The sequence below is a fragment of the Mesorhizobium sp. PAMC28654 genome (assembly GCF_020616515.1).
GTDB lineage: Bacteria > Pseudomonadota > Alphaproteobacteria > Rhizobiales > Rhizobiaceae > Mesorhizobium.
This window is the reverse complement of the sequence record NZ_CP085135.1, coordinates 593,840-618,317: the sequence shown is the minus strand read 5'-3', so window position 1 is coordinate 618,317 and position 24,478 is coordinate 593,840. Positions and strand designations below refer to the sequence as shown.

Annotated in this window: 25 protein-coding genes and 2 pseudogenes; 17 read left to right on the top strand and 10 right to left on the bottom strand. The window is 62.2% G+C overall.

The window, feature by feature from the left end; all coding sequences use genetic code 11:
- The first annotated feature begins 1 nt into the window (after nucleotide 1).
- The 3 genes from trpC to glp are packed head-to-tail and all read left to right on the top strand — an operon-like array spanning nucleotide 2 to nucleotide 2,520.
- Nucleotides 2–820: an indole-3-glycerol phosphate synthase TrpC gene (gene trpC / locus LGH82_RS03020; protein ID WP_227347238.1), complete on the top strand. Its 819-nt coding sequence runs from the start codon at nucleotides 2–4 to the stop codon at nucleotides 818–820.
- A complete protein-coding gene (gene moaC / locus LGH82_RS03015) occupies nucleotides 817–1,314 on the top strand; it encodes a cyclic pyranopterin monophosphate synthase MoaC (protein WP_227347237.1) in 498 nt (165 codons plus the stop codon). The genes trpC and moaC overlap by 4 nt, the downstream gene beginning before the upstream one ends.
- Nucleotides 1,315–2,520, top strand: coding sequence for a gephyrin-like molybdotransferase Glp (glp, locus tag LGH82_RS03010; protein WP_227347236.1), 1,206 nt, complete (start codon nucleotides 1,315–1,317; stop codon nucleotides 2,518–2,520).
- A 47-nt stretch (nucleotides 2,521–2,567) separates the two neighbouring features.
- On the opposite strand, the gene LGH82_RS03005 is transcribed toward glp, so the two are convergent.
- Nucleotides 2,568–3,398, bottom strand: coding sequence for an alpha/beta hydrolase (locus LGH82_RS03005; protein WP_227347235.1), 831 nt, complete (start codon nucleotides 3,396–3,398; stop codon nucleotides 2,568–2,570).
- 320 nt (nucleotides 3,399–3,718) lie between these two features.
- Between LGH82_RS03005 and LGH82_RS03000 the strand changes: the two genes are divergently transcribed.
- Both LGH82_RS03000 and kynA read left to right on the top strand, forming a co-directional pair.
- Entirely contained in the window at nucleotides 3,719–5,344 is a 1,626-nt protein-coding gene (locus LGH82_RS03000) for an AMP-binding protein (protein ID WP_227347234.1), read from the top strand.
- Nucleotides 5,341–6,177 carry a tryptophan 2,3-dioxygenase gene (kynA, locus tag LGH82_RS02995; RefSeq protein ID WP_264484356.1) on the top strand — a complete coding sequence of 279 codons (837 nt, stop codon included), beginning with the start codon at nucleotides 5,341–5,343 and terminating at the stop codon, nucleotides 6,175–6,177. The genes LGH82_RS03000 and kynA overlap by 4 nt, the downstream gene beginning before the upstream one ends.
- A gap of 83 nt (nucleotides 6,178–6,260) precedes the next feature.
- Here kynA and kynU read toward each other — a convergent pair whose 3' ends face one another.
- The 4 genes from kynU to LGH82_RS02975 all read right to left on the bottom strand — a co-directional run bounded on the left by kynU (nucleotide 6,261) and on the right by LGH82_RS02975 (nucleotide 10,285).
- Nucleotides 6,261–7,511 (bottom strand): kynureninase, encoded by a 1,251-nt coding sequence (kynU, locus tag LGH82_RS02990; RefSeq protein WP_227347233.1) that lies wholly within the window; start codon nucleotides 7,509–7,511, stop codon nucleotides 6,261–6,263.
- 14 nt (nucleotides 7,512–7,525) lie between these two features.
- Nucleotides 7,526–8,449: an ABC transporter permease gene (locus LGH82_RS02985; protein WP_227347232.1), complete on the bottom strand. Its 924-nt coding sequence runs from the start codon at nucleotides 8,447–8,449 to the stop codon at nucleotides 7,526–7,528.
- A gap of 5 nt (nucleotides 8,450–8,454) precedes the next feature.
- Entirely contained in the window at nucleotides 8,455–9,234 is a 780-nt protein-coding gene (locus LGH82_RS02980; protein ID WP_227347231.1) for an ABC transporter ATP-binding protein, read from the bottom strand.
- 64 nt (nucleotides 9,235–9,298) lie between these two features.
- Entirely contained in the window at nucleotides 9,299–10,285 is a 987-nt protein-coding gene (locus LGH82_RS02975) for an ABC transporter substrate-binding protein (protein ID WP_227347230.1), read from the bottom strand.
- 153 nt (nucleotides 10,286–10,438) lie between these two features.
- On the opposite strand from LGH82_RS02975, the gene LGH82_RS02970 reads away from it, so the two are divergent.
- The 3 genes from LGH82_RS02970 to lexA all read left to right on the top strand — a co-directional run bounded on the left by LGH82_RS02970 (nucleotide 10,439) and on the right by lexA (nucleotide 13,358).
- On the top strand, nucleotides 10,439–11,212 hold the full coding sequence (locus LGH82_RS02970) for a GntR family transcriptional regulator (protein WP_227347229.1): 774 nt from the start codon (nucleotides 10,439–10,441) through the stop codon (nucleotides 11,210–11,212).
- Entirely contained in the window at nucleotides 11,209–12,183 is a 975-nt protein-coding gene (locus tag LGH82_RS02965; protein WP_227347228.1) for a pyridoxal-phosphate dependent enzyme, read from the top strand. The genes LGH82_RS02970 and LGH82_RS02965 overlap by 4 nt, the downstream gene beginning before the upstream one ends.
- A 452-nt stretch (nucleotides 12,184–12,635) precedes the next feature.
- A complete protein-coding gene (gene lexA, locus LGH82_RS02960; RefSeq protein WP_227347227.1) occupies nucleotides 12,636–13,358 on the top strand; it encodes a transcriptional repressor LexA in 723 nt (240 codons plus the stop codon).
- On the opposite strand, the pseudogene LGH82_RS02955 reads toward lexA, so the two are convergent.
- Nucleotides 13,352–15,297, bottom strand: a pseudogene (locus LGH82_RS02955) (ComEC/Rec2 family competence protein); the annotation flags it as partial. The gene lexA and the pseudogene LGH82_RS02955 overlap by 7 nt on opposite strands.
- A 68-nt stretch (nucleotides 15,298–15,365) precedes the next feature.
- Here LGH82_RS02955 and LGH82_RS02950 point away from each other — a divergent pair.
- Nucleotides 15,366–16,446: pseudogene (locus LGH82_RS02950) on the top strand (IS630 family transposase).
- Here LGH82_RS02950 and LGH82_RS02945 read toward each other — a convergent pair.
- The 4 genes from LGH82_RS02945 to LGH82_RS02930 all read right to left on the bottom strand — a co-directional run bounded on the left by LGH82_RS02945 (nucleotide 16,435) and on the right by LGH82_RS02930 (nucleotide 18,771).
- Nucleotides 16,435–16,806 carry a hypothetical protein gene (locus tag LGH82_RS02945; RefSeq protein ID WP_319799910.1) on the bottom strand — a complete coding sequence of 124 codons (372 nt, stop codon included), beginning with the start codon at nucleotides 16,804–16,806 and terminating at the stop codon, nucleotides 16,435–16,437. The pseudogene LGH82_RS02950 and the gene LGH82_RS02945 overlap by 12 nt on opposite strands.
- A gap of 281 nt (nucleotides 16,807–17,087) precedes the next feature.
- Nucleotides 17,088–17,360: a hypothetical protein gene (locus tag LGH82_RS02940; RefSeq protein ID WP_227347226.1), complete on the bottom strand. Its 273-nt coding sequence runs from the start codon at nucleotides 17,358–17,360 to the stop codon at nucleotides 17,088–17,090.
- Nucleotides 17,361–17,362: 2 nt separating this feature from the next.
- Nucleotides 17,363–17,689 (bottom strand): hypothetical protein, encoded by a 327-nt coding sequence (locus tag LGH82_RS02935; protein ID WP_227347225.1) that lies wholly within the window; start codon nucleotides 17,687–17,689, stop codon nucleotides 17,363–17,365.
- 344 nt (nucleotides 17,690–18,033) lie between these two features.
- The gene (locus tag LGH82_RS02930) at nucleotides 18,034–18,771 is read right to left on the bottom strand and encodes a S24 family peptidase (protein WP_227347224.1); all 738 of its coding nucleotides are present in this window, start codon (nucleotides 18,769–18,771) and stop codon (nucleotides 18,034–18,036) included.
- A gap of 183 nt (nucleotides 18,772–18,954) precedes the next feature.
- Here LGH82_RS02930 and LGH82_RS02925 point away from each other — a divergent pair, with 183 nt between their 5' ends.
- The 8 genes from LGH82_RS02925 to LGH82_RS02895 all read left to right on the top strand — a co-directional run bounded on the left by LGH82_RS02925 (nucleotide 18,955) and on the right by LGH82_RS02895 (nucleotide 24,420).
- Complete coding sequence (locus LGH82_RS02925) at nucleotides 18,955–19,260, top strand: helix-turn-helix domain-containing protein (RefSeq protein ID WP_227347223.1); 306 nt, start codon at nucleotides 18,955–18,957, stop codon at nucleotides 19,258–19,260.
- Between the two features lie 61 nt (nucleotides 19,261–19,321).
- A complete protein-coding gene (locus tag LGH82_RS02920) occupies nucleotides 19,322–20,161 on the top strand; it encodes a ParB/RepB/Spo0J family partition protein (protein ID WP_227347222.1) in 840 nt (279 codons plus the stop codon).
- Nucleotides 20,161–20,619, top strand: a complete 459-nt coding sequence (locus tag LGH82_RS02915) for a hypothetical protein (protein ID WP_227347221.1) — start codon at nucleotides 20,161–20,163, stop codon at nucleotides 20,617–20,619. The genes LGH82_RS02920 and LGH82_RS02915 overlap by 1 nt, the downstream gene beginning before the upstream one ends.
- A gap of 11 nt (nucleotides 20,620–20,630) precedes the next feature.
- Nucleotides 20,631–20,762 (top strand): hypothetical protein, encoded by a 132-nt coding sequence (locus LGH82_RS33225; protein WP_264484355.1) that lies wholly within the window; start codon nucleotides 20,631–20,633, stop codon nucleotides 20,760–20,762.
- A complete protein-coding gene (locus LGH82_RS02910; protein ID WP_227347220.1) occupies nucleotides 20,759–20,926 on the top strand; it encodes a hypothetical protein in 168 nt (55 codons plus the stop codon). Before LGH82_RS33225 ends, LGH82_RS02910 begins: the two co-directional genes overlap by 4 nt.
- Entirely contained in the window at nucleotides 20,923–21,231 is a 309-nt protein-coding gene (locus LGH82_RS02905) for a hypothetical protein (RefSeq protein WP_227347219.1), read from the top strand. Before LGH82_RS02910 ends, LGH82_RS02905 begins: the two co-directional genes overlap by 4 nt.
- Entirely contained in the window at nucleotides 21,224–22,177 is a 954-nt protein-coding gene (locus LGH82_RS02900; protein WP_227347218.1) for a phage Gp37/Gp68 family protein, read from the top strand. The genes LGH82_RS02905 and LGH82_RS02900 overlap by 8 nt, the downstream gene beginning before the upstream one ends.
- The gene (locus tag LGH82_RS02895) at nucleotides 22,174–24,420 is read left to right on the top strand and encodes a transposase family protein (RefSeq protein WP_227347217.1); all 2,247 of its coding nucleotides are present in this window, start codon (nucleotides 22,174–22,176) and stop codon (nucleotides 24,418–24,420) included. Before LGH82_RS02900 ends, LGH82_RS02895 begins: the two co-directional genes overlap by 4 nt.
- Nucleotides 24,421–24,478: the final 58 nt, after the last annotated feature.

Genomic DNA, 24,478 nt, shown 5'->3' with positions numbered 1-24,478 from the left:
AATGTCCGATATCCTGCGCAAGATCGAGGCCTACAAGCGCGACGAGATCGCGGCGGCAAAGGCGCTGATACCGCTTGCCGAAATCAAGGCGCGGGCAAAAGACGCCTCCGCGCCGCGCGGCTTTCTTGCGGCGCTCGAGGCAAAGCGCAGATCGGGGAGCTTCGCCCTGATCGCCGAGATCAAGAAGGCTAGCCCCTCCAAAGGGCTGATCCGCGCCGATTTCGACCCACCGGCGCTGGCGCGGGCCTATGAGGCAGGAGGGGCCGCCTGTCTTTCGGTACTGACCGATGCACCGTCCTTCCAGGGAGCGCCGGAATTTCTCACCAGTGCAAGAGCAGCCGTCGCCCTGCCCGCACTACGCAAGGATTTCCTGTTTGATCCTTACCAGGTATATGAGGCTCGCGCCTGGGGCGCTGATGCCATCCTGATCATCATGGCCAGCGTTGATGATGCCTTGGCAAGCGAGCTTGAAGCGACGGCATTCGAACTCGGCATGGACGCGCTGATTGAGGTGCACGACGAGGACGAGACGGAGCGCGCGCTGAAACTGTCGTCGCGGATGATTGGAATCAACAACCGCAATCTCAGAACGTTCGAAACCAGTCTTGAAACCTCGGAGCGGCTGGCGTCGATGGTGCCGGGCGGACGCCAGCTGGTCAGCGAGAGCGGCATTTTTACGCATAACGACTGCCTCAGGATGCAGAAAAGAGGCATCGGCACCTTCCTCGTCGGCGAAAGCCTGATGCGGCAACACGATGTGGCCGCCGCAACCCACCTGCTTCTGACAGGCAAGGCGGCGGCAGAGGCGATCGGACAATGAAGGCCGCCCTCACCCACCTTGGCGCAAGGGGCGAGGCCAACATGGTCGATGTCGGCGACAAGGCCGAGACGACGCGCACGGCGATCGCCGAAGGCTTTGTCTCGATGCTGCCCGAAACGCTGGAAACGATTCTCGCGGGCAATGCCAAGAAGGGTGACGTGCTGGGCACGGCGCGCATCGCCGGCATCATGGCCGCCAAGAAGGCGCATGAGCTCATTCCCCTCTGCCATCCGCTGCTCCTGACCAAGGTATCCGTCGACATCGAGCCGGACGCGGCGTTGCCCGGACTGCGCGTCACGGCGCTCGCGCGGGTAACCGGCAAGACCGGTGTCGAGATGGAAGCGCTGACGGCGGCCTCGGTTGCATGCCTGACCATCTATGACATGGCCAAGGCAGTCGACCGGGCCATGGTGATCTCCGGCATAAGGCTGGTCGAAAAGACCGGCGGCAAGTCCGGCGACTACAAGGCCAACGAATCCGGGGTTGACGCCTAGATGGCACTCGTTCCGGTCACTGAGGCGCTCGAACGCCTGCTGGATGGCGCAGGGCCTTCGGGTTGTGAATCCGTCGCCCTGATGGACGCCGCCGACCGTGTGCTGGCCGAACCGGTCGTCGCGCTACGCACCCAGCCGCCGTTCAATGCCTCCGCCATGGACGGCTATGCGGCGCGTGCCACCGATGTGGCATCCGTGCCGGCTCGCCTTTCGGTGATCGGCACGGCACCAGCCGGACGTGGTTTTGATGGTGCTGTCGGCAAGGCACAGGCCGTTCGCATTTTCACCGGAGCGCCGCTGCCCGAAGGCGCCGATACAATCGTCATCCAGGAAAACGTCCGCGATCTCGGCGGCGGCGGCATCGAAGTGACCGAACCGACGGCCGAGGGGCGCAACATCCGCCGCATCGGGCTCGATTTCTCGAAGGGCGATATCCTGCTCGAAAAAGGCCGCCTGCTCGATCCGGCGGCGTTGTCGCTGGCGGCGTCCGCCAACCATCCCAATGTCAGCGTGGTCAAGCGGCCGCTTGTCGCCATCATCGCCACCGGTGACGAATTGCTGCCGCCGGGCAGCGAGCTTGGCCCCGACCAGATCATTTCATCCAACGCCTATGGTGTTGCCGCGGCCGCCCAGTCGGTCGGTGCCCGCGTGCTTGACCTTGGCATCGCCGCTGACAAGAAAGAGGCCATCGCCGCCTTGGTGAGACAGGCGGCAGAGGCCGGCGCGGATGTCATCGTCACGCTTGGCGGCGCCTCGGTCGGCGACCACGACCTCATCCATGACGTGCTGACTGGCGAAGGCATGACGCTCGACTTCTGGAAGCTCGCCATGCGACCCGGAAAGCCCTTGATGTTCGGGCGGCTGGGCAACATCCGCTGCATCGGCCTGCCCGGCAATCCGGTGGCGAGCCTCGTCTGCTCGCAATTGTTCCTGAAACCCCTTCTGGCGCGGCTAGGCGGCCGCGACCATCGGCAGGATGTGCGAGAAGCGCGGCTGGGCGCCGCGATGTCGGCCAACGATCTCAGGCAGGACTATGTGCGGGCTGTCGTCAAGGAAGATGCCGACGGGCTGGTGGCGACGCCTTTTGGCATCCAGGATTCATCGATGCTGAGAATGCTGGCTGACGCCAACGGGCTGATCGTTCGTGCGCCGTTTGCTCCCACAGCGGCCGCGGGCGCCCCCTGCAGCGTATTGATGCTGCGCTGAATAAAGTCACGATAAGCCTCTGATAACAAGCCTAAAAAATGTCGCGCCTACTCAGCGACCAGGGTTCGAGTGAGCGCATGGCCCGGATCGGCAAGGCCGTCGATAATGCTGAAATGATGACGATCCGGCTCGACCACAGTGGCTGTCGTGGCGCCAAGGCCTGTCCAGATATTGGCAAGCAACGCGCTCTGCCGCAGGAATTCGGCGCGCTCGCCGCCGCCGACCCAGCAGGTGATGCGCGCATTGTCCATGGGACGCAGCAGCGCCGGGCTTTCAGCCAGTGCGTCGGCCTCGTCGAGCTTCAATGTGGTGTTCATGTCTGTTCGCATCATCGGGCGCAAATCGTGTACGCCTGAGATCGACACCACATGGCGTATGCGCTTGGCCACGGCCGGCGCCAGCGGTGTCGTTGCCGTCACCATCCGGCTGACGAGATGGCCGCCGGCCGAATGTCCGGTCAGCATTATCGGTCCTTCGACGAGCTCCGCCGCCTTGTCGATGGCCGCGCCGATTTCCCGGACGATACCGGCGATGCTTGTCTCCGGGCAGAGTGTGTAGGAAGGCATAGCCACGGCGTAACCGTGACCGATCGCGCCGGTAGCAAGATGTGACCAGAAACTCTTGTCGAAGGCTTTCCAGTAGCCGCCATGCACGAACACCACGAGCCCTTTGGGTTCGGCTGCCGGAAGGAAAAGGTCGAGCCGGTTACGCGTCCTGTCCCCATAGGCGACGTCGAGCCGCGCCCTGCCCTCCGCTGAAAGCGCATCCCGAAACGCTTGCGCTGGTTCCACCCACGCAGCCGGCCAGCAGTCGCTTGCGGCGATGTTCGCGCCATTGGCATAGGCATTGTCCCAATCGGTGATTCGATGTTCGAGCACCGGCACTCTCCCCCAAGGTGTATCGTCAGTCGCGTAGCAATGAGCATCGAACGAGGCGGCGTCAATGCGCCGGAAACAAAAACCTTTAGGCTTGAAACAAATTTCGGCAAGTGCGATGCTGCCCCATGTTCAGTCGAGAATGGGAGATCTCACTGTGCCGTCCGAAAGACCCACATACCGTCATTCAACAACGGCTGTGCCAATGGCGCCGCGCTCTGATCCAGGGCCGGCAGGACCGACCTTCCACCTAAAGCAGTAAACGCAGAATCGAGCCGGGCAATTTCGTGCCGCGGCCATAACGACAGGGGAAAGTCGCGAAAATGCTCGGGCCATCAGCGCATGTGGACACCTTTACGCGTGACAACCTTCCGCCGCCGGAGCAGTGGCCGGAGTTCCTGCTTGACGGCTTCGACTATCCCGAGCACCTCAACGCCGGCGTCGAGTTGACGGACAGGTTGGTTGAGAAAGGCCTTGGCGACCATACCGCGCTGATCGGCAACGGACGTCGCCGCACCTACAAGGAACTGTCCGACTGGACGAACCGGCTGGCCCACGCGCTGGTCGAGAATTATGGCGTCAAGCCCGGCAACCGGGTGCTGATCCGTTCGGCAAACAATCCTGCCATGGTCGCCTGCTGGCTGGCCGCCACAAAGGTCGGCGCCGTGGTCGTCAACACCATGCCGATGCTGCGCGCCGGCGAGCTTGCCAAGATCGTCGACAAGGCTGAAATCACGGTCGCGCTTTGCGACACCAGGCTGATGGATGAGATGACGGCCTGCGCGAAGGACAGCGTGTTCCTCAAGCAGGTCATCGGCTTCGACGGCACCGCCAACCACGATGCCGAACTCGATCGCGCCGCCCTCGACAAGCCGGTGACGTTCACCGCCGTCAACACGGGTCGCGACGACGTTGCGCTGCTCGGCTTCACGTCGGGCACCACAGGCGTGCCGAAGGCGACGATGCATTTCCACCGTGACCTGCTGATCATCGCCGACGCCTATGCACGGGAAATTCTCCAGGTGACGCCAGACGACATCTTTGTCGGGTCGCCGCCGCTCGCTTTCACCTTCGGCCTCGGCGGCCTCGCAATCTTCCCGCTGCGCTTCGGTGCGGCGGCGACGTTGCTGGAACAGGCGACGCCGCCCAACATGATCCACATCATCGAGACTTACAAAGCCACCATTTCCTTCACCGCGCCGACCGCTTACCGCGCGATGCTGAAGGCCATGGATGAGGGCGCTGACCTGTCGTCGCTGCGCGTCGCCGTTTCGGCCGGCGAGACCTTGCCTGCCCCGGTCTTCGAAGAATGGACGCAAAAGACTGGCAAGCCGATCCTTGACGGCATCGGCGCCACTGAGATGCTGCACATCTTCATCTCCAACCGCTTCGACGACATGAAACCCGCGTCGACCGGCAAGCCGGTGAGCGGCTACGAGGCGCGTATCGTCGACGATGAGATGAACGAACTGCCGCGCGGCATGACAGGCAGGCTGGCGGTGCGCGGGCCGACCGGCTGCCGCTACATGGCTGACACCAGACAGAAGGAATATGTCCGCGACGGCTGGAATCTCACCGGCGATACCTTCACCCAGGATGACGACGGTTTCTTCCACTTCGCCGCGCGCTCCGACGACATGATCGTCAGCGCCGGCTATAACATCGCCGGACCCGAGGTCGAGGCGGCGCTGCTGTCACACGTGGATGTCGCTGAATGCGCGGTGATCGGCACGGACGATGTCGAACGCGGTCAGATCGTCGAGGCGTATGTCGTGCTCGTGCAGGGCGTGGCGCCGGACGCGTTGGCCATCAAGCGCCTGCAGGACCACGTCAAGGCGACGATCGCCCCTTACAAATATCCGCGATCGGTGAAATTCATCGCCGCCCTGCCCAAGACCCAGACCGGCAAGATACAGCGCTTCCGGTTACGCACGGAGAAGACCAATTGAGCGAGCCATACGATCCTTCGTCCGAAGGCGCACAGATGTCGTTCAAGGAGCGCATGTCCTACAGCGACTATCTGCACCTGGAGAAGATCCTCGACGCGCAGGCACCGCTGTCGTCAGCGCATGACGAGATGTTGTTCATCATCCAGCATCAGACGTCTGAATTGTGGATGAAGCTCGCTTTGCACGAGATCGGTGCCGCGATCCGCGCCATCCGCGCTGACCGCCTTGAGCCGAGCTTCAAGATGCTGTCGCGCGTCGCGCGCATCTTCGAGCAGTTGAACAATGCCTGGGATGTGCTGAGGACGATGACGCCCAGCGAATACACCGAGTTCCGCGATTCGCTCGGCCAGTCCTCGGGCTTCCAGTCCTGGCAGTACCGCGCCATCGAGTTCATGGCCGGTAACCGCAACCTCGCCATGCTTGGCCCCCACAAGCATCGGCCGGACCTCACTGAAAAGCTGGAAGCGATCCTCGCCGCGCCTTCGCTCTACGATGAAGCGTTGCTGCTGTTGGCCCGTAACGGATTCGACATCGGCGCCGACGCCAGACGCACCGACTGGCGTGAGACCCGCGCCGAAAACGAAGAGGTCCTGGTTGCCTGGCAGAGCGTCTATCGCGATCCGCAGCGCTACTGGATGTTCTACGAACTGGCCGAGAAGCTCGTCGATTTCGAAGACTATTTCCGGCGTTGGCGCTTCAACCATGTCACGACGGTCGAGCGCATCATCGGCATGAAACGCGGCACCGGCGGTACGTCCGGCGCCTCCTACCTCAAGAAGATGCTTGAGATCGAATTGTTTCCCGAACTCTGGAAGGTTCGCACAAGGCTATGAGGTCCAAGGCCCATTCGAAGCAATGGGCCCAACCGGTGAACAGCCTCGCCGTCTCGAGCGAGGCTGAAACGACCTCTCCTCGCTTAGGTCACGGCTTCCTTGGTGGCGAAACGTGGGTCCTTCCAAGCGCCGGTACGCAAGATGTCTTCCAGCACTTCGACCGCCTGCCACACATCCTTGTAGCTGACATAGAGCGGCGTGAAGCCGAAGCGGATGGTTGAAGGCGCACGGAAATCGCCGATCACGCCGTGGTCGATCAGCGCCCGCATGACCTGATAGCCATGGTCATGAAGGAACGACACCTGGCTGCCGCGCCGGCTTCCATCGCGGGTGCTCTCCAGCGTGAGGCCGAAAGCGCCGCATTTCGTCTCGACGAGCTGGATGAACAGGTCGGTCAGCGCGATACTCTTCTTGCGCAAGACCGCCATGTCGACATCGTCCCAGATGTCGAGCGCGCCTTTCAGTGCCCGCATCGACAGGATGGGCTGCGTGCCGCACAGGAACCGGCGGATGCCAGTGCCGGCGACATACCCTCGCTCGAAGGCAAAAGGTCGTGCATGCCCCCACCAGCCGCTGAGCGGCTGGCTGATATCGGCAAGGTGCCGCTTGGCCGCATAGATGAAGGCCGGAGCGCCGGGACCACCATTCAGGTATTTATAGGTGCAACCGACGGCGAAATCGGCATTGGCCTGGTCAAGTTCGACCGGCAGCGCACCGGCGGTGTGGCACAGGTCCCAGACGATCAGCGCCCCGGCTTCATGCGCCCGGCGCGTCAGCGCCACCATGTCGCGCAATTCGCCCGACTTGTAGTTGACGTGGTTGACCAGGATGACCGCGACGCGCTCGTCGATCAGCTCTTCAATGCTTGGTGCGTCGACGCCCTCGAGGCGCAGCACCGCGCCTGGCCGGGTAGAGGCAACGCCTTCGGCCATGTAGAGATCGGTTGGAAAACTGTCGCCCTCGGCGATGATGACCGAGCGGTCCGGCCGCATCTCCAACGCGGCATGCAGCACTTTGTAGATGTTGATCGATGTCGTGTCGCAGACCACAGTCTGGCCGGCCCCGGCGCCGATCAGGCGGCCGAGCTGGTCGCCAAGCGTGGTCGGCATGTCGAACCAGCCGGCCGTGTTCCACGCACGGATGAGGTCTTGAGCCCATTCCTGGGTGGAAGCCTTCTGAAGCTCATCGAAAACGGCGTGTGACGCCGCCCCCAGTGAGTTGCCGTCAAGATAGATCACCCCCTTCGGCAAGACGAAGCGGTCGCGCATCGAACGCAGGGGATCGGCCGCATCCATCGCCTCGATTGCAGCGAGATCGGGAATTGCACTCGTCATCAGTCAGTCCTTGGTTATTCGCGAATGGTTTCTCGCGCGAGCGCGGGGCCGCGGCTGCGCTTCAGGCTTGGCAGTGCCAGCATGGCAAGCACGAACAGGCCGGTGGCGAGCTTGAGATCCGGTGGCGGCATTCCGGCGGCAAGGCAGAACGACACCAGCTGGTAGTAGACGATCGCTCCGACAAAGGGCGCCAGCAACTGGCGCCGCACCGTCTGCTTGCCGATAATGGCCTCGCCGATCATCAGGGCGGCAAGACCGTTGATGAGGATGCCCAGGCCCATATTGACGTCGGCAAAGCCTTGCGACTGCACCATCAACGCGCCGCTGGTCGCCGAGAACGCGCTCGCCAGGCCCACGCCGCCAATGGTCGCCGCCCAGACATTGATGCCCTGCGCTTCGGCCATGTCGGGATTGGCGCCCACAGCGCGGACCGCGGTGCCTTTCTCGGTCTTGAAGAACATGTTGAGCAGCAGGAAGACGACAAACGCGATCAGGCCTGCGACAACGATCTTGCTGGCCGGAAAACCAGGCCGCGCAAACGGCACCCAGTCGAATACGGTGGGTGACCCGAAGACAGAGAGGTTGGACTTGCCCATGATGCGCAGGTTGATGCTGTAGAGCATCGTCATCATCAGGATGCCCGCAAGCAGCGTGTGGATGCGGAAGCGCAGATGGATGAAAGCCGTGCAACAGCCCGCCACGAAGCCCGCCGCAAGGGCGACGGCGATGGCTATCGGCGGCGATGCGCCGGCTGCAAGAAGCACACCACAGACGCAGCCCCCCAGTGGAAACGCGCCTTCGCTGGTGAGGTCAGGAAAATTCAGCATCCGAAATGGGATCATGATCCCAAGCACGACAAAGGCCAGCAAGAGGCTTTGCGCCAAGGTGACGGGAATGATCGAGACGAAGCTCGTCAGAATTTCCTGGACAAAATCCATGATGATCAGCTCGCCAGCAACATGCGGTCGGTCTTGACGGAGAAATGGCCGATGAGGTCGATGACCGTAACACTAGCTTTCGCCTCACCGGCGACCTCCAGACGGACCCGGCCCGCGTCGAGCATGATCACGCGGCTGCCATAGTCCACGGCGTGCTGCATGTTGTGGGTCACCATCAGGGTAGTAAGCTTCAACGCATTGACGGCACGCACCGTCGCCTGCATGACGATCTCCGCGGTGCGCGGGTCGAGTGCGGCCGTATGTTCGTCGAGCAACAGCAGGTCCGGTGAGCCACCCACGGCCATGATCAGCGACAGCGACTGCCTCTGTCCGCCCGAGAGCAGGTCGACGCGGGTGTCGAGCCGGTTTTCAAGCCCAAGGCCCAATAGGGACAGGCGCTCCTTGTAGGATGCGAGCCGCGCGGCGTTCAGCCCCTGCCGCAGGGTGCGTTTGTGACTGCGCAGATCGGCCAGCAGCATGTTCTCCGCCACGGTCATGCTGGCAGCGGTGCCGCGCATCGGATCCTGGAAAACGCGCGCCAATTTCATGGCGCGCTTATGCACCGGCATGTCGGTCACATCGGCGCCATTGATCAGGATTTTGCCGGAATCAAGTACAAGGGCACCAGAAATGGCGTTGAGCATGCTGCTCTTTCCGGCCCCGTTTGAACCGATGACGACACCGAAATCGCCCGTGACGAGCGACAGGTCGAGGCCATCGAGCGCGACCTTCTCGTCGGCCTGGCCCTTGTAGAAAACCTTGCGTGCGGATCGGATCTCGAGCATCAGGCCCTCCCGAAAACGGTGGCGGCCCTTCAAGGTGCCGCCACCTGCTTGATGAAGCTCGATGTCAGTCGACGATGCAGCCGCAATCCGCCAGCGAAGCCGGGATTTCGATGCCGAACGCGGCCATCGCCTTCTTCGAGATCAGCGCTGCGTGGTCCTTGTAGGCCGGGCGCGAAGGCGGGATCGTCTTCGGGTCCTTGCCCTTCAGGACTTCCGCCGCGATGTTGCCCGCGTTGACGCCAACCTGCTCGTAGTTGACCGCGAAGCTTGCCGGCACCACACCGCTGCGTACCGCATTGTCGTCCGCATTGACCACCGGGATGCCGGCCTGACGCGCTGCCGCCGAGACAGCCGCGATCGCCGGCTGGATGAGGTTCGAGGTCGGCCCATAGATCACGTCGGCCTTGCCGGCGAGCGAAGCGATGCGCTGCTGGATGTCGTTGACGTTGTCGATGCCGACCTCGACGACTTCGAACCCTGCCGCGGGCGCTGCTTCCTTGATCTTTTCAAGCAGCGCGACGTCGTTCGCCTCGCCCGGATTGTAAGGCACGCCGAAGCGCTTGGCGTTCGGCAGCAGCTTCTTGGTGAAAGCCATCACCGCCGCGACATCCTGGAGATCAGTCGCGCCAGTCATGCCTTCGTCGCCTGCGTCCCACGACGGAACGAGCTTGGCCGCGACCGGATCGGTCACGGCCGCGAAGACGATCGGGATGCCCGAGCCGGCAAGCGCCTTCTTTGCGATCTGCGAGACCGGCGTTGTGATGGTGTACATCAGCTTGGGCTGCTCCGCCTGCAGCTTGGCAATCATCTGCGGAACCAGCGACGCATCGAAATTGGTGTGGCTTTCGGAGTAGACGACATCCTTGCCCTCGACGAAGCCGTTCGCGGTAAGCGCCTTCTTGAAACCGGCGATGGCGGCGTTCAACTGCGGGTGCTCGCCGAAATTGGCGATGCCGATGCGGATCTGATCGGCGGCGGCACTCCCTGCGCTGACCATCAGCGCGCCAGCCAGGGCCAATCCCGACAGCCAAGTGGACTTCGACTTCATCATCATTTCCTCCCAGATTTGATTAGCGCCGCTATAGGACGGCTACTGCGGCGATCATGGTCAGTCGCTTCGCGCATGTCAAACATTATATATAATTCTTGCCATGCTTCCATATCATATATAATTTTCCCCACACCAGATGATGAATGGACCGCGATGCAGGACCAGAAGAACTCCACAAAGACGGAGGCGGCCTATCAGCTGCTGCGGCGGGATATCCTCACCACGCGCCTCATGCCGGGCGCACCGCTCAAGCTGAGTGCGTTGCGCGGCATTTATGGTGTCGGCTGGACGCCTCTGCGCGAAGCATTGTCTCGGCTGGAAGCCGAACGCCTGGTCACGGCCATCAGCAACCGCGGCTTTGCCGTCGCGCCCGTGTCGCGGGCCGAACTCGAGGATCTGGCACGCGCAAGAATGGTTGTTGAGATCCCCCTTTTCCTGGAATCGATCGAGAAAGGTGGTCGTGAGTGGGAGGATGCGGTGGTCACCGCCCACTACCGGCTATCGCGCTGCAAGACCGCCGTCGATGACCCTTCCGACGCGGCCGTCGACATATGGGACGAGAACCATGAGGCTTTCCACGCGGCACTGCTGAGTGCCGCAACATCGAGTTGGCTGTTGCGATTCCGCTCGACAATCTCGGATCAGTTGCGCCGGCATCATCGCTTTCTTGGACTGGCGCCAACATTGCGGGCCGCCGCAGGCCTCAAGGATGGCTACGAAGAGGCAATGAACGCGCTGCGTGAGGCGATTGCGATCGAACACCACACTGCAATCATGGAAGCGGCGCTCGATCGTGACGTCGGGCGGGCAAAGGCGCTGATGACCGCTCACATCGGCTACACGCTGCACGTCTATGTCCACAGCGAAGACGGTGGCGCGAACAAATACGCCGCGCGCGCCGGCAGCCTGAAGGCCGTCGGCGGATGATTTCAGCGCCTCCGCGCCGTCCAACGCTTCACGAGATTGCCGCCGCCGGCGACCGGTTGGCTACCTGGTTGCCGCGAACGCCATTGCTGCAGGTCGACCTTGGCCGGGCCGATCAAAGGATATTCCTCAAGCTCGAGACCTTGTCGCCCATCGGGGCCTTCAAGGTCAGGCCGGCGCTCAATGCCTTGCTGTCTCGCGATGCCGAAACGCTGAGGCATGGCGTCGCGACCGTCAGTTCCGGCAACATGGCTTATGGCATGGCCTGGGCAGCAAGAGCGCTTGGTATTCCAATGGCTGCCTACATGTATGCCGACGCCCCACGAACCAAGATTGACGGGGTTCGTCGCCTCGGCGGAGAGGTGCGTTTCGTCTCCCATGAGACCTGGTGGCGCTACATTACCGGCGTTGAACAACCGGACATCGACGAGCTGCTCGTGAATCCCGTTACCGATCAGGCGGTGCTGGCGGGCAATGGCACGATCGGCGTGGAGATCGTCGAAGATCTGCCGGAGGTCGACTGCGTGCTGACACCCTACGGCGGCGGCGGCATGACAACCGGGGTCGCCAGCGCGATCAAGGCACTTCGCCCCCATGCGAGGATCTTTGCGGTCGAGGACGAGAACGCGGCTCCCGTCACGGCCGCTCTGGCTGCCGGACGCATTGTCGAGATCAAGACACGACCGTCCTTCATCAAGAGCATTGGCGGGCCGTCCTTGGTGCCTGCGCTATGGCCGTTGGCAAACCAGCTTATCGACGGAGCCATTGCCGTCAGTCTTGAGCAGGTAACGGAGGCAATGCGCCTTCTGTTCTCGAGTGCAAAGGTCGTGGCCGAAGGCGCCGGCGCCGCATCGGTGGCCGCCGCCCTTCGCAGCGAGCAGATGACCGGCAATATCGTCTGCGTTATCTCAGGCGGCAATATTGATGCCGGCGCCTACGCGCAGGTGCTGGCTGGCGCAATCCCGGCTGCCTGAAATCCCGCTCCCACAATGATGTGCGGTAACGTTGGTCGCGCGTTGCTTCGCCACCGAAGGTCAACTTGCAGCGCGGACGGGAAATGGGCCTCCGCAACTCGCCGGTGGTTGGCAGTTTGGCTTCGTTTCGTTCACGGCTGAGCCAGCCAACAGGCGAGGCGGAACGCTTCTCAAATGGATTATTTTCCGTTGGATGTGAGATCGGTCGAGGACTGCAGACGGTGGCGCCGATGGCAAAAACACAAATGATTTCAATCCAGCCAAGCCGATACTTGCAACCGCAGCCTGTCCCGGCGCCTGCCCTCGCGGACGTCACATGGTTTCCGTTGTCTGAACACATTCATTAAACTTTAAACGGTTGCGGAACACAACTGGAACAGATAGTGTTTGTTCTGGGTTTGTTTTTCCGATTCTGGTTTCAGATCCCGTCTTCGAAACCCTTGGGGGCCGCCATGCTGACGCGCAAGCAACATGAACTGCTGATGTTCATCCATGAACGGCTGAAGGAAAGCGGAATCCCGCCTTCATTCGACGAAATGAAGGAGGCGCTCGACCTTGCCTCCAAGTCCGGAATTCATCGGCTGATCACCGCGCTCGAGGAGCGCGGCTTCATTCGCCGGCTACCCAACAGGGCTCGCGCGCTGGAAGTGCTGCGTCTTCCCGATTCCATCGCGCCCGGCCTCAACGCGGCGCGCAAATTTTTGCCGAGCGTCATCCAGGGTAGCCTGGGTCGGCAGATCAAGCCGGCACCGTCACGCTTGTCTTCGGCCAGCAATGACGACGACGCGGTTGCCGCTGTGTCCATTCCAGTCATGGGCCGCATCGCCGCCGGTGTGCCGATCGATGCCATCCAGCACCAGACCCATTCCATCTCGGTGCCGCCAGACATGATTATGGGCGGCGATCATTATGCGCTGGAGGTCAAGGGCGACTCTATGATCGAGGCCGGCATCTTCGATGGCGACACGGTCATCATCCGCAACACCGACACCGCCAGTCCCGGAGAGATCGTCGTGGCGCTGGTCGACGAGGAAGAAGCGACGCTTAAGCGTTTCCGCCGGAAAGGCGCCTCCATCGCCCTGGAGGCCGCCAACCCCGCCTACGAGACCCGTATCTTCGGACCCGACCGGGTCAAGGTGCAAGGCAAGCTTGTCGGGCTGATCCGGCGCTATTGAGCCGGCACAGCAACGGGTTTGTCTGGTTTGCGATAGGGCGGCAGCCCCCTCGCCTCGCGTGAGAATTTTCGTTGCTGGTGCCAAGGCCGGTACGGCCTGTCGAGCGCGAAGCTTATTTTCGGCCGTGAAATTGCTGATTGCGGGTCGAAGAAGACAGCGGCACTTCCCGCACGAGCAAGTTGCCGTTTGGTGACGACAAGGACCGTTGGATTGCGGCATGGGTCGTAGGCCGTCGCGTCGTTAACGACGATCAGGTCGGCAAAACGACAGGCTTTCCACGCTTTCTTGCGATCTTCGACATACGCCACGATCGCGCCGGACAGGTGTCGGGCAACGCACAGATCGTCACTGCAGTAGAAAGGCGCGCCCGACGGCAAATCGGCGGCATCGGCAATGTCGAATTGTCGATCGTTTTGGCCGAAGCTTTCCGGCTTGACGATGGTTTCGGATTTCAGCGCACGTTTCCAATTGTCGGCGGTGAATTCGTTAGGGCGCTCCCGGTTCACTGCGAGTTCGCCACCGCCGATTGGCAACGCCACCAGCCGCGCATCTTCCGAAATCAGTACATCCGGCGCGCGCGTGTCGGAAATCGTCAGCAGGCCGGCCAGCGCGAACGGCAGTGACGCCAGCCGCAGCCAGGTTGTCGCCATCGTCGCGATGGTCAGCGCGACTGTCACCAGCAAGACGGATTGCAGCGAAATCAACCCGACCGCGTCGATCGGCGAACGCTCGGAGAACCAGGCTGACAGCGCGATCATCGCTGTCAGGCCCTTGCCCATGACATAGAGGAATGGCCCATCAGCTCCGAATGGCATTGCCAGCGCGCTGAAGACCGCAAAGGGCATGACGATCACCGATACGATCGGCATGATGGCCAGATTGGCAAACAGGCTGAACGGTGACACGCGCTGGAAATGCCATATCGCAAAGAGTGCGGTGGCGCTTCCGGCAATGATGGACGTCATCGCGAGGCCCCCGGTCGCCAGCAGCAGTTTTCGTATGAGGAAGCCGGGCAACGACCGTCGCGGCGGCGGCGTGCTGACCTTGCGGGCGCGGTAGTCGGACCAGCCGGCATAGGCACCGACCAGGGCAGCAGTCGCTGCAAAGGACATCTGGAAACTCGGGCCGACCACCTCATGCGGCGAGACGACGATAACGGCAATGGCTGATATTGCGAGATTGCGTATTGTCAGTGCCGCCCGATCAAACAGCACGGCTATGAGCATTACCGAGAGCATGATGAAGCTGCGCTCGGCAGCAACCACGATGCCGGAAATGACCAGATAGGCGGCAATCGAGACAAGCGCGGCCGCGGCTGCGTATTTCTTGACCGGACGACGCGCGCAGAAATCCGGAAACAGGGCGAATGAACCGCGCATCAACATCATGATGGTACCGGCGACCAGCGCCATGTGCAGCCCTGAAATGGAGATGACGTGATAGATGCCGGTGCGCCGCATCGCCTCGTTGATCTCTTCGGGAATTCCGGCGCGAACACCGACGATAAGCGCGGCGGCAATCTCGCCCTCCGCCCCACCAATACTGGCGCGGATATGATCGGCGATGCTTCGCGTGCATTTTCGATCGTTGACGAAATGCGGGAAGCGAGCGGCAGTTCGTCGGAAGGAACAATGGTCGGATTGCTGAGGAAGAAGCCGCTGGCGCCAATGCCTGCGAAATAGCTGTCAAAAGAGAAGTCATAGCTGTCCGGCCGCACCGGACCGGTGGGGGGTAGCAGCCGCACATAGCCGGCGACTTGAGAACCGGCGGTCAGGTTGGAGGGTATTTTCCGTGCCGAAAGGCGAACCCGTTCGGGTGCGTACCGCAGGGTCGGTCTTGCCGTCGAGAGGACATCGATCGTCAGCCGGACGCGGCCATTCGGCATCAGGTCCAGGGCGACCACGCGGCCTGTCAGCCGTGTCGATATCTCGGAACCTAGTGGATTGATCGAGACAAAGGAGTCCGCCGGGGATTCCATCCTGGAGCGTGGCATGCGAGGCTGCCGGGATGCGCACAGGTATCGGCATCGACGTTACGGCATCTGACAGGACGCGGCTTGAGGCGATCGTTTTGGCGCGAAGTTCGCCCCAGAAGCATGTCTGGCGCGCGCGGATCATCCTGCTGACTGCCGATGGTCTGGGCACCGTGGCGATCATGGCGGCGACGGCCAAATCCAAGACCTGTGTATGGCGCTGGCAGGAGCGTTTCATGGCCGAAGGTGTCGATGGCCTGGTGCGCGACAAGACCCGGCCGCCTGGCATTGCGCCTCTGAAGCCGGGGGTGGTCGACAAGGTCGTGGCGCTGACGCTGGAGCCGCCCGATCACGAAGCGACGCACTGGACGGTCCGTGCAATGGCGAAAGCGGTCGGCATCGCGGCGTCTTCGGTAGTGAAGATCTGGCACGACCACGGTCTTGCGCCACATCGCTGGCGCACCTTCAAGCTGTCCAATGACAAGGCCTTCGCCGAAAAGCTGCACGACGTGGTTGGGCTCTACGTCTCCCCACCCGCCCATGCCATCGTTCTTTCGGTCGACGAGAAAAGCCAGATCCAGGCGCTTGACCGCCACCCAGCCGGGGCTGCCACTGAAGCCTGGCCGTGGCGGCACGATGACGCACGACTACAAGCGCAACGGCACCACCACGTTGTTTGCCGCGCTCAACGTGCTTGATGGCTCGGTCATCGGGCGCAACATGCAGCGCCACCGGCACCAGGAGTTCATCCGCTTCCTCAACGCAGTCGAGGCCGAACTCCCGGCCGACAAAGCCGTCCACGTCATTCTCGACAACTACGCCACCCACAAGCAGCCGAAAGTCAGGGCCTGGCTGGCCCGGCATCCGCGATGGACCTTCCACTTCGTGCCGACATCCTGCTCGTGGCTGAACGCCGTCGAGGGCTTCTTCGCCAAGCTCACCCGCCGGCGGCTCAAGCACGGCGTCTTCCACTCCGTCGTCGACCTCCAGGCCGCCATCAACCGCTTCATCAGCGAGCATAATCAGCAGCCCAGGCCCTTCGCATGGAAGGCCGATCCCGCAAACATCATCGCCGCCGTCAGGCGTGGGCACCAAACGTTGGAATCAATCCACTAGGATCTGCGTTCCAGCACGCCATGTTTCGACCTTGGCGGCAAGCACGCCAAGCGCGCACAGCAGCGCCATCATGAAACACAGATGGGTTTTACGGTAGGACCGTGAGGCCACCGCGCACGATGCTGTCAGGAGCACGACAGCGACAAGTTTTGGAAAGCCCGGTTCTTCCGCCAGCGAAAAGTAGCCGATCACACCGAGCGCAAGGAAGACAGGCACCAACAGGAAGGCAACGCCGCGATCAAGCTCAAGGTTGGCCGCGGACACCACCATGCCGCGGAAACCGGATAGCGAAAGGCGGCCGAATTGCCGGCGCAAACGCACGACCGCACCGGTCTCCGGAGCTGGATTTGCCGTGGGCATGACAGGAGGCGCGCGATCGTCACCAGGACGTGACAGGGGTGACGCTACCGGCGTCGGCGGAATCGCCACGTGTAACGCGCAAGATCGGATGGCATCTTCCGGCTAATGCTGGGAAAAGGTGATAATCGGCGGGAACAGCTGCCAGAAGCCCGGAAAACAAGGGCTTTGCTGCGAAATGGCGAAGCCGGAACGGCCGGTGGTCAAAAACCGGCCGCGCAACTTCATCTGGCACCAAAACCGGCGGCGGCGCTTTTGGCCGCGCAAGATCGGATGGCACCAAGTCAGCGCGGAGGCGACCAGCCAGTCGGCGCCGTGTTGGCGATGAGGGTAATCGAGCCGCCAGTGCGGCCGCACTCGGTGCAGACGAACTGGCGGCCGATCTCCTCGTCGTTGATGAAGACGTAATCTTCGCCAAACAGCCCGATCAGCTTTTCCAGATCCAGCACCCGGCTGTGGCTGGCGTTCGGTGCGAGGCAATGGCCCCGAAGGCCTACGCCGTGTTCGCGCAGATCGCCAAGCGTATCGACAACGCTCTTCCAAGGGCGGTCGGCCATGATCAGTTGACCGGGAGGCCGGTGGGCCGAAAGCCTTGCAAAGCGGCATCTATGGCCAGCATCAGCGATCGCGGAGGGTAATCGAGCATCCTTATGGAGTCGGGCTCCTTGCCCGGCACTCCGCAGATCGGCACTATATTATAGTCGCCATCGAACGGCGGAGTGTCGCCGTTCGCATAGAATGTCAGGGTGGGGAACCTGTCAGCCAGGAATGCTTCGACCTGCCGTAGTGCTTTATCAGTCCGAAACTGGCCAGAGGGCGCCAGAATGACGAAGCTGCTGACTTCCGCGGCGTTAGGCCGCTCTGCGAGATCGATGGCGAAATGCATGAGAACCTCCGTTGAATGGATGTTCTCATTTTGTTCACGGCAGACCTCAGAGTCAATCCATTGGCGGTTAGGAGCCTAAAAGGTCACCGATTTCGTCGCTGCTGAGGTATTGTTTGCTTTTGCAATCCGTGAGCCTCAGCTCGTAAAGTGCAACAGTCTCGGATTGCGGCAGCGGAGCGCCGTTTCGGATTGCGCGCGCCCTAGCAACGGCATCCAAGCACCTAGCTTTTGCTTCAACGAGGTCCACGCTTGGTCCAATCCCACCCGTCGAATATTGGTATGCTCCCACAGCGACAAGCGCCAAAGCTACGCCTAGTACAATCTTCCTTTCCATCACTGTCCCCCTAAATCGAACCGCCAGCCCACCTGACGCGGCCACCGATAATAAGCTCTGGCTGTTCGGCCAGAGGCACTTCCTCGGTCTCATAGCGCGGGTTGTCGCTCTTCAGCAACAACAGGCCAGAACGCAGCATTTGCAACCGTTTGAGCCTTACTAGCCCGCCATAGACAAGCACATAGATGGCCTCGTCGATAAACTCTCGGATCGAGATGTCGACGATCATTAGGTCGCCATCGTTGATGGTTTCGCGCATGGAATCGCCCTGGGCAACCATCAGTCGGGCAAACTTGGGGCTGATCCCTATTCGCCGCAACCAATCTTCCTTGAACGCGACGATGTCCGGCTCGCCATCCTCATGGAACCCCATACTGCCGGCGCCAGCGCTCGGCCTGATATCAAGCTTCGGTACGGCAATAAAACCGTCCGGCGCGTCACCGGTCACCATAATGCTCTTGGCCTGCCCTTCAGTCGGCCGCATCTGGCCCCGCCCCGCCGCAAGCCAATCCAAGGTGACATGCGTCGCCTCGGCAATCTCAAGTAGCTTGTCGAGCCCCGGCATCGAGCCTTCCAGGTATTTTCGCACCATGGTGCTAGATATTCCCGATCGCCGTGAAAAGGCGTGGGGTGATTCGCCCTCGATTGCGAAGGCGAACCGACCTGAGAACGTGCCCAGGTCGAACGATGCCGAACTCTGACCATGCGTCAGAGTTCCGTTGCCGATAGCCTCGTCCGGGAAACTCATGTGTTTTCCGATGCTTAGCGGCTTATTCGCACCAGATTGCGGATTTTGAACTCTGACGTGCGAATTTCTTCGCACTCGGGTTGCTGTTTTCGCTCTTTGGTGCGACATTAGTCGCGACTAGTGTTGTCTAAAAGTTTAACCATCCGGCCCTCTGCAAAGGTCCGGACGATCGGTGGAGCCGCTATGAACATGCCTCAGGTGTGGGACCGTCACGCCATCAATGCCGAGCTTCGGCGCCGTGGCATGACGTTGACCGGGATCGCCAAAGACGCGGGCCTTTATTCCAGCGCCTGCAGGCAAGGGATCATCGGCTCTAGCCGCACCGGTGCGGAGGCGATTGCCGCCGCACTCGATATCCCTTTCCGAACCCTGTTCCCGACTCTCTACACGAGAGGCCGTCACAACGATCGCGAGACTACCAGCACCGCCAGCCGCAGCGGAAGTGCAAAAGTTGCACTCATTTTAGACGCCGCATCGGGCGCGCCCTGAGCCCGCTGTCTAGCGCGAAGCCATTCGCAGACAGCCAAACGCCATTCAGGGGACCTCCGACGTGACGACACCGACCAAGATCAAGATTGCCGACATCAGGGTGCCGAAGAACCGGCGCCGAACCGATCCAGCATGGGTCGAGACGCTCAAAGCGGACATGCAGGCCGGCAACGGCCATATGGTGCCGATCGAGGTCGTGCCCGAGACTTCCGACGGAAGCCCATACCGGCTCATCCTCGGCGGGCATCGCCTGGAGGCCGTCGCCGGCCTCGGTCACACAGAGATCGACGCCTTTATCCGCGACCCGAAAGAGGTTGCGACCGAAGCGCAGATGCGCAAGCGCGAGATCGCCGAGAACCTGATCCGACGCCAGCTGTCCGTCCTCGACCGGTCGAGGGACATCGCCGATTGGCGCGACATCCATGACGCCGAACACGGCACAGGCAAAACCGGCCGCAAGAAATCCCGCGAGATCGTCGAGGACGATGAATTGAGTGCAAACTTTGCACTCAATTTCTCGGAGGCCGCCCAGACCGTCCTCGGCATATCGCGCCGCAGCGTCTTCCACGCCCTCAAGATCGCCACCATCCCGCTGCCGGTCAGGGAGAGCATCTCCCTTCACGCAATCGCCGACAGCCAAACGGACCTGCTGCTGCTGGCTGCCGAGCCCTCAGAGCGTCAGGCCGCTGTTGCCCGCCTGCTGACCATGGCCGCCGATGACGCGCCAAAGAACGTCGCAGAGGCCATTGCGGTCATCGACCGGACGGTGAAGCCGGCAACCGAGCCGGCTTGGCAGAAGGTCGCCACTGCGTTCTCGAAGATGAAGGAAGGCGACCAGGACCGCTTCTTTGCCTTGCACGAAGCCGCCATCCAGCGCTGGCTGAAAGGTCGGCAGCCCTGATGGTCAAGCGCCGCGACACTCATTCCCTGGACCTGTTCCGCGACTATCAGCCGGCCCCGGTGGTCGAGCGCTTCGATGCGGAAGCGGTTCAGGCGTGGTCGCTGGCTGGCCGGCTGTCGAAGGCAGTGAGCCTGACGCTCAACGAAGCAAGAATGAACCGCACGGACATCGCGAAAGCCATGTCTGAGCACCTGAAGGACGACGTGGCGAAGACGACACTCGACGCCTACGCCAGCCAGGCCAAGGAACAGCATTCAATTTCAGCCCTGCGGCTGGCCGCACTGGTGTCGGTCACCGGCGACGTGCGCGCGCTCAACACCCTTCTGGAAGATGCCGGGATGATCGTCGTCCCCAAGAAATTCGAGGCGCTGATCATGCGGGAAATGGCCGACGAAGCCATCGAGCGGGCGACCCGAGACAGGCAGGCGTTCGACGCACAGTGGAAAGCAAAACGATGAAAGGCTTCCGCATGAAACGCGCATTTCTCGACCTGGCGCACGATGTCGCCGGTCTCCTCGCCATAGCCGCTTTCGTGGTCTTCGCGGTCTACGGCTCGGCTGGCCTGTCGGCGGCGGTGATCGCAGCGAGGATCGGCCAATGAGCCCGTTCCTCGTCCTCGGCATCAGCGGCGTCATCGTCTACGCCATCATACTCTATGGCGTTCACCGCCTCTACACGGCTGGGTTTCGTCGCAGAGCGGCCACCGGCGCAGCCTTCCAAAAGCGTGTGAACAAGCACGTCATGCGCGGAGGCATCTGGTCATGACCACGCACCCTTGCGCCATGCCATCGTGTCCGCACCCGGCAACCGGCATCTTCTGCCCCAGCCACTACTTCGCGCTGCTCCCAAAGGATGCGCAGTGGCTGGTCCGCTGGCAGATCAAGATGCTCCGCTGCGAGGACGCCGACACCCAACAGCACATGCGCGAGCAGCTGCAAGGCTACACGGCGCAAGCCGTTCGCACCCTTCAATCCTCCGAGGCGAAAAGCTCCTCCCAAGCCGCCTCGGACAGCGCCCGCCGCACGACTACAGCGGCGGGCGCCAACCAACAGGCGCACCCGAATGGCTGACGGCACCAAGATCGAATGGACCGACGCAACCTGGAACCCGATCACCGGCTGCCAGGTCAAATCGCCGGGCTGCAAATTCTGCTACGCGATGAAACTTGCGGGAACCCGGCTCAAGCACCACTGGAGCCGCGAAGGTCTGACCGTCGACACCAAGAATGGCCCGGTCTGGACCGGCGAAGTGCGCTTCAACGAGGAGTGGCTGACCCAGCCGCTGCGCTGGACCAAGCCGCGCATGATCTTCGTGTGCGCGCATGCCGACCTGTTCTACGAGGCCGTTCCAGACGAATGGATTGACCGTGTTTTCGCGGTCATGGCGCTGGCCCCACAGCATATCTTTCAAGTCCTGACGAAGCGGCCAGATCGGATGCGTGCATATATCGACGCCTTCAATGCTGGCGACCGCCACATCCTCGGACATGCTCGGGAGATTTCGAGTAAGCCGCTCGTCCTGGATGACATCCTGCCAGAAGGCGCAAAGCAGGAAGTCGCACCGCTGCCTAACGTCTGGCTAGGCACTTCGGTTGAAGACCAGGCGCGCGCCGACGAACGGCGCGAGCCGCTCAGAGACATAGCGAATGCGGGTTGGCTGACATGGGTCAGCTACGAGCCGGCGCTAGGCATGGTGGACTGGCGCGGCTGGGAATTCATCCGGTGGATGGTATCCGGCGGAGAAAGCGGTCCGAACGCACGGCCCCACAATCCCGAGTGGCACTATGCAACTCGCGATTTCTGCGCCCCCAACGGCATCCCCTACCTTTTCAAGCAGTGGGGCAACTGGATCGAGGAAGACCAGGTCGCGGACGCTGCTGCCACGCATGAGGCAGACTTGGCGGCCGGTCGCACCTATCGCTTCGTCGGCCAGCCAATGCGTTTCCGTCATAAGTCCGAGACCGGCCGCCTACTCGACGGTCGGACCTATGACGGCTTTCCGCAGGTGTCGGTATGAAAGACTGGCTGACCGCCCGCGAGATCGCTGCCGAGCAGCTGCCCGACATGCCGGCCTCGGAAAGCGCGGTGATCCGCCTTGCCGGGCGCAGTGAGTGGGACGGCTCTGCTCTGGCGCGGAAGCGGCCAGGTCGCGGCGGAGCCACGGAATATCACTTGTCACTGTTTCCGGTTCTCGCCCAGGTCGCCTATCAACAGAAGCACATCGTCATCGAACTGCCGGTGAAGCCGGCCAAGGCCGCGCCGGACGCCGGCCTTACAGCCCGCGCCCAGCTGGAGCGTGACGCGCGCCTCGCGATCGTCGCTGTCTTCGAGAGGTTCAGCCGCACACTCAAGCTCGGCTATGCCACCCGTGTCCAGGTCTTCACCGACAAGTACAACGCCGGCTCGCTCAACATTGAACCTTGGGCGCGTGAGATCATTCCGAACTTGTCCAAGCGGTCCCTGGCCCGCTGGCAGTCGCAGAAACGCGACGGCAAGGTCAACGCCCTGGCGCACGATCCCGCCCAGGCGCGCAAGGGAACCGGCATCCTTGAGACAGCCAATGACGGCGCCGTCAGCGCCTTCATGCTGGCCCTGCTCGGGCACCAACCGCACCTCTCGGGTCACCATGTTCGCACCATGTGCCGTTCCGAGTTTGGCGACACCGTAAAGGTCGTTTCAAAGGGCGTTGAAACAGAGATTCCGATGCCTCCCGTCCGCACCTTCCAGCATGCGCTGAAGGGGCTGAAGGAGAAGCACAAGGTCGAGCTGCTGAAGCTGACCAATCCCGACCGGTACCGGTCGCACATGGCCCCGGCTGGCGTCGGCATGCTGCGCCACGTCACCGATCCTAACCAGCTCTGGCAGATCGACGCCTCGCCGGTCGACGCGCTCTGCATTGACGGTCGCCACGCGGTCTACGCCTGCATCGACATTGCCACGCGCCGTACCGTCTGGCTGCTGTCGCGGACGCCTCGCGCCTCGGCCGTTGCGCTGCTGATCCGCAAGGCCATCCTGGAATGGGGCGTGCCCGATGTCGTCAAGACCGACAACGGCTCCGACTTTGTGGCCAAGGATACGCAGCGGCTGTTCGCCTCGCTGGGCATAGAGGCCGAGACGTCGGACGCCTATTCGCCCGAACAGAAGGGCCACGTCGAGCGCGTTATCAAGACCTTCCAGCACGACATGGCAACCCTGTTGCCGGGGTTCGTCGGCCACTCCGTCACCGATCGGAAAGCGATCGAAAGCCGCAAGAGCTTTGCCCAGCGGCTGGGTGAGGATGACGCCTCGGTTTTCGGTGTCACATTGACCGGCCCGCAGTTGCAGGACCATGTCGATGAGTGGGCAAGCGTGGTCTATCAGCACCGGCCCCATGCCGGCCTGAAGAACGCAACACCGTTCGCCACCGCGCTGGCTTCGACGAAGCCGGTTCGCAAGGTCGATGAGCGCGCCCTGGACCTTCTGTTGATGCCGGTGGCCGGCTCGGACGGCCAGCGTATTGTGACGAAGCTCGGCATCCGCATCGACGGCCACCACTACATGACGCCGGCCATACTGCCGGGCACCGCCGTGTTTGTGCGGCAAGACCCAAATGATGCCGGCCGGGCCTATGCCTTCGCCCAGGATGGCGCGGAGTTCCTCGGCGACGCGATCTGCCCGGAGCTTTCAGGCATCCATCCCGAGACGCTGGTGCGCGCCGCCAAGGAAATGCGCAACGAGCTGGTCGAGGAGAAGACGCGCGATCTGAAGGCCGACATGAAGAGGATCGCCAAGGGTGTGCCGCTGATCGAGCGCGCCCTGGAGGTCGCCCGTCGCGATGCGCCGAACGTCATCCCTTTGCCAAAGCGCGACCATGTGCATTCGACACCGCAGATCAGCGCCGCGATCGAGGCACTCGGCGAACGTCTCAACCCCAGCCAGCCCCTCGATCCAGCAGCAGCTGCGGCGCATCGCCGGCTGATTGACGAAATGAAGGCTGAAGACGAGCAGCAGCTGTTCGCCGACACCGACGCCCTGATCCGGCGCCGGCAGGCTGAAATCGAGGCGCACCGCACCGCCCATCTGCCGAAGAATGCCAACGTTGTCGCTCTGCCAGAGACCTCAAGGGAGCGCTATCGGCGCGCCGTCAGCTTCCGCAAGAAGCTCGACACCAACACGCTGCCGGCCGCCGATGCGGTCTGGCTTGGCGGCTACGAGCAGACGGCCGAGTTCAGAGCCCAGCAAGGCATGCATGAGGATTTCGGGGACGCGTACCTGTCCTGAGTAACGGAAAAGCCCGGTCTGCAAACCGGGCTCTCCGAAGGAACTGCCGCGAAGCGGC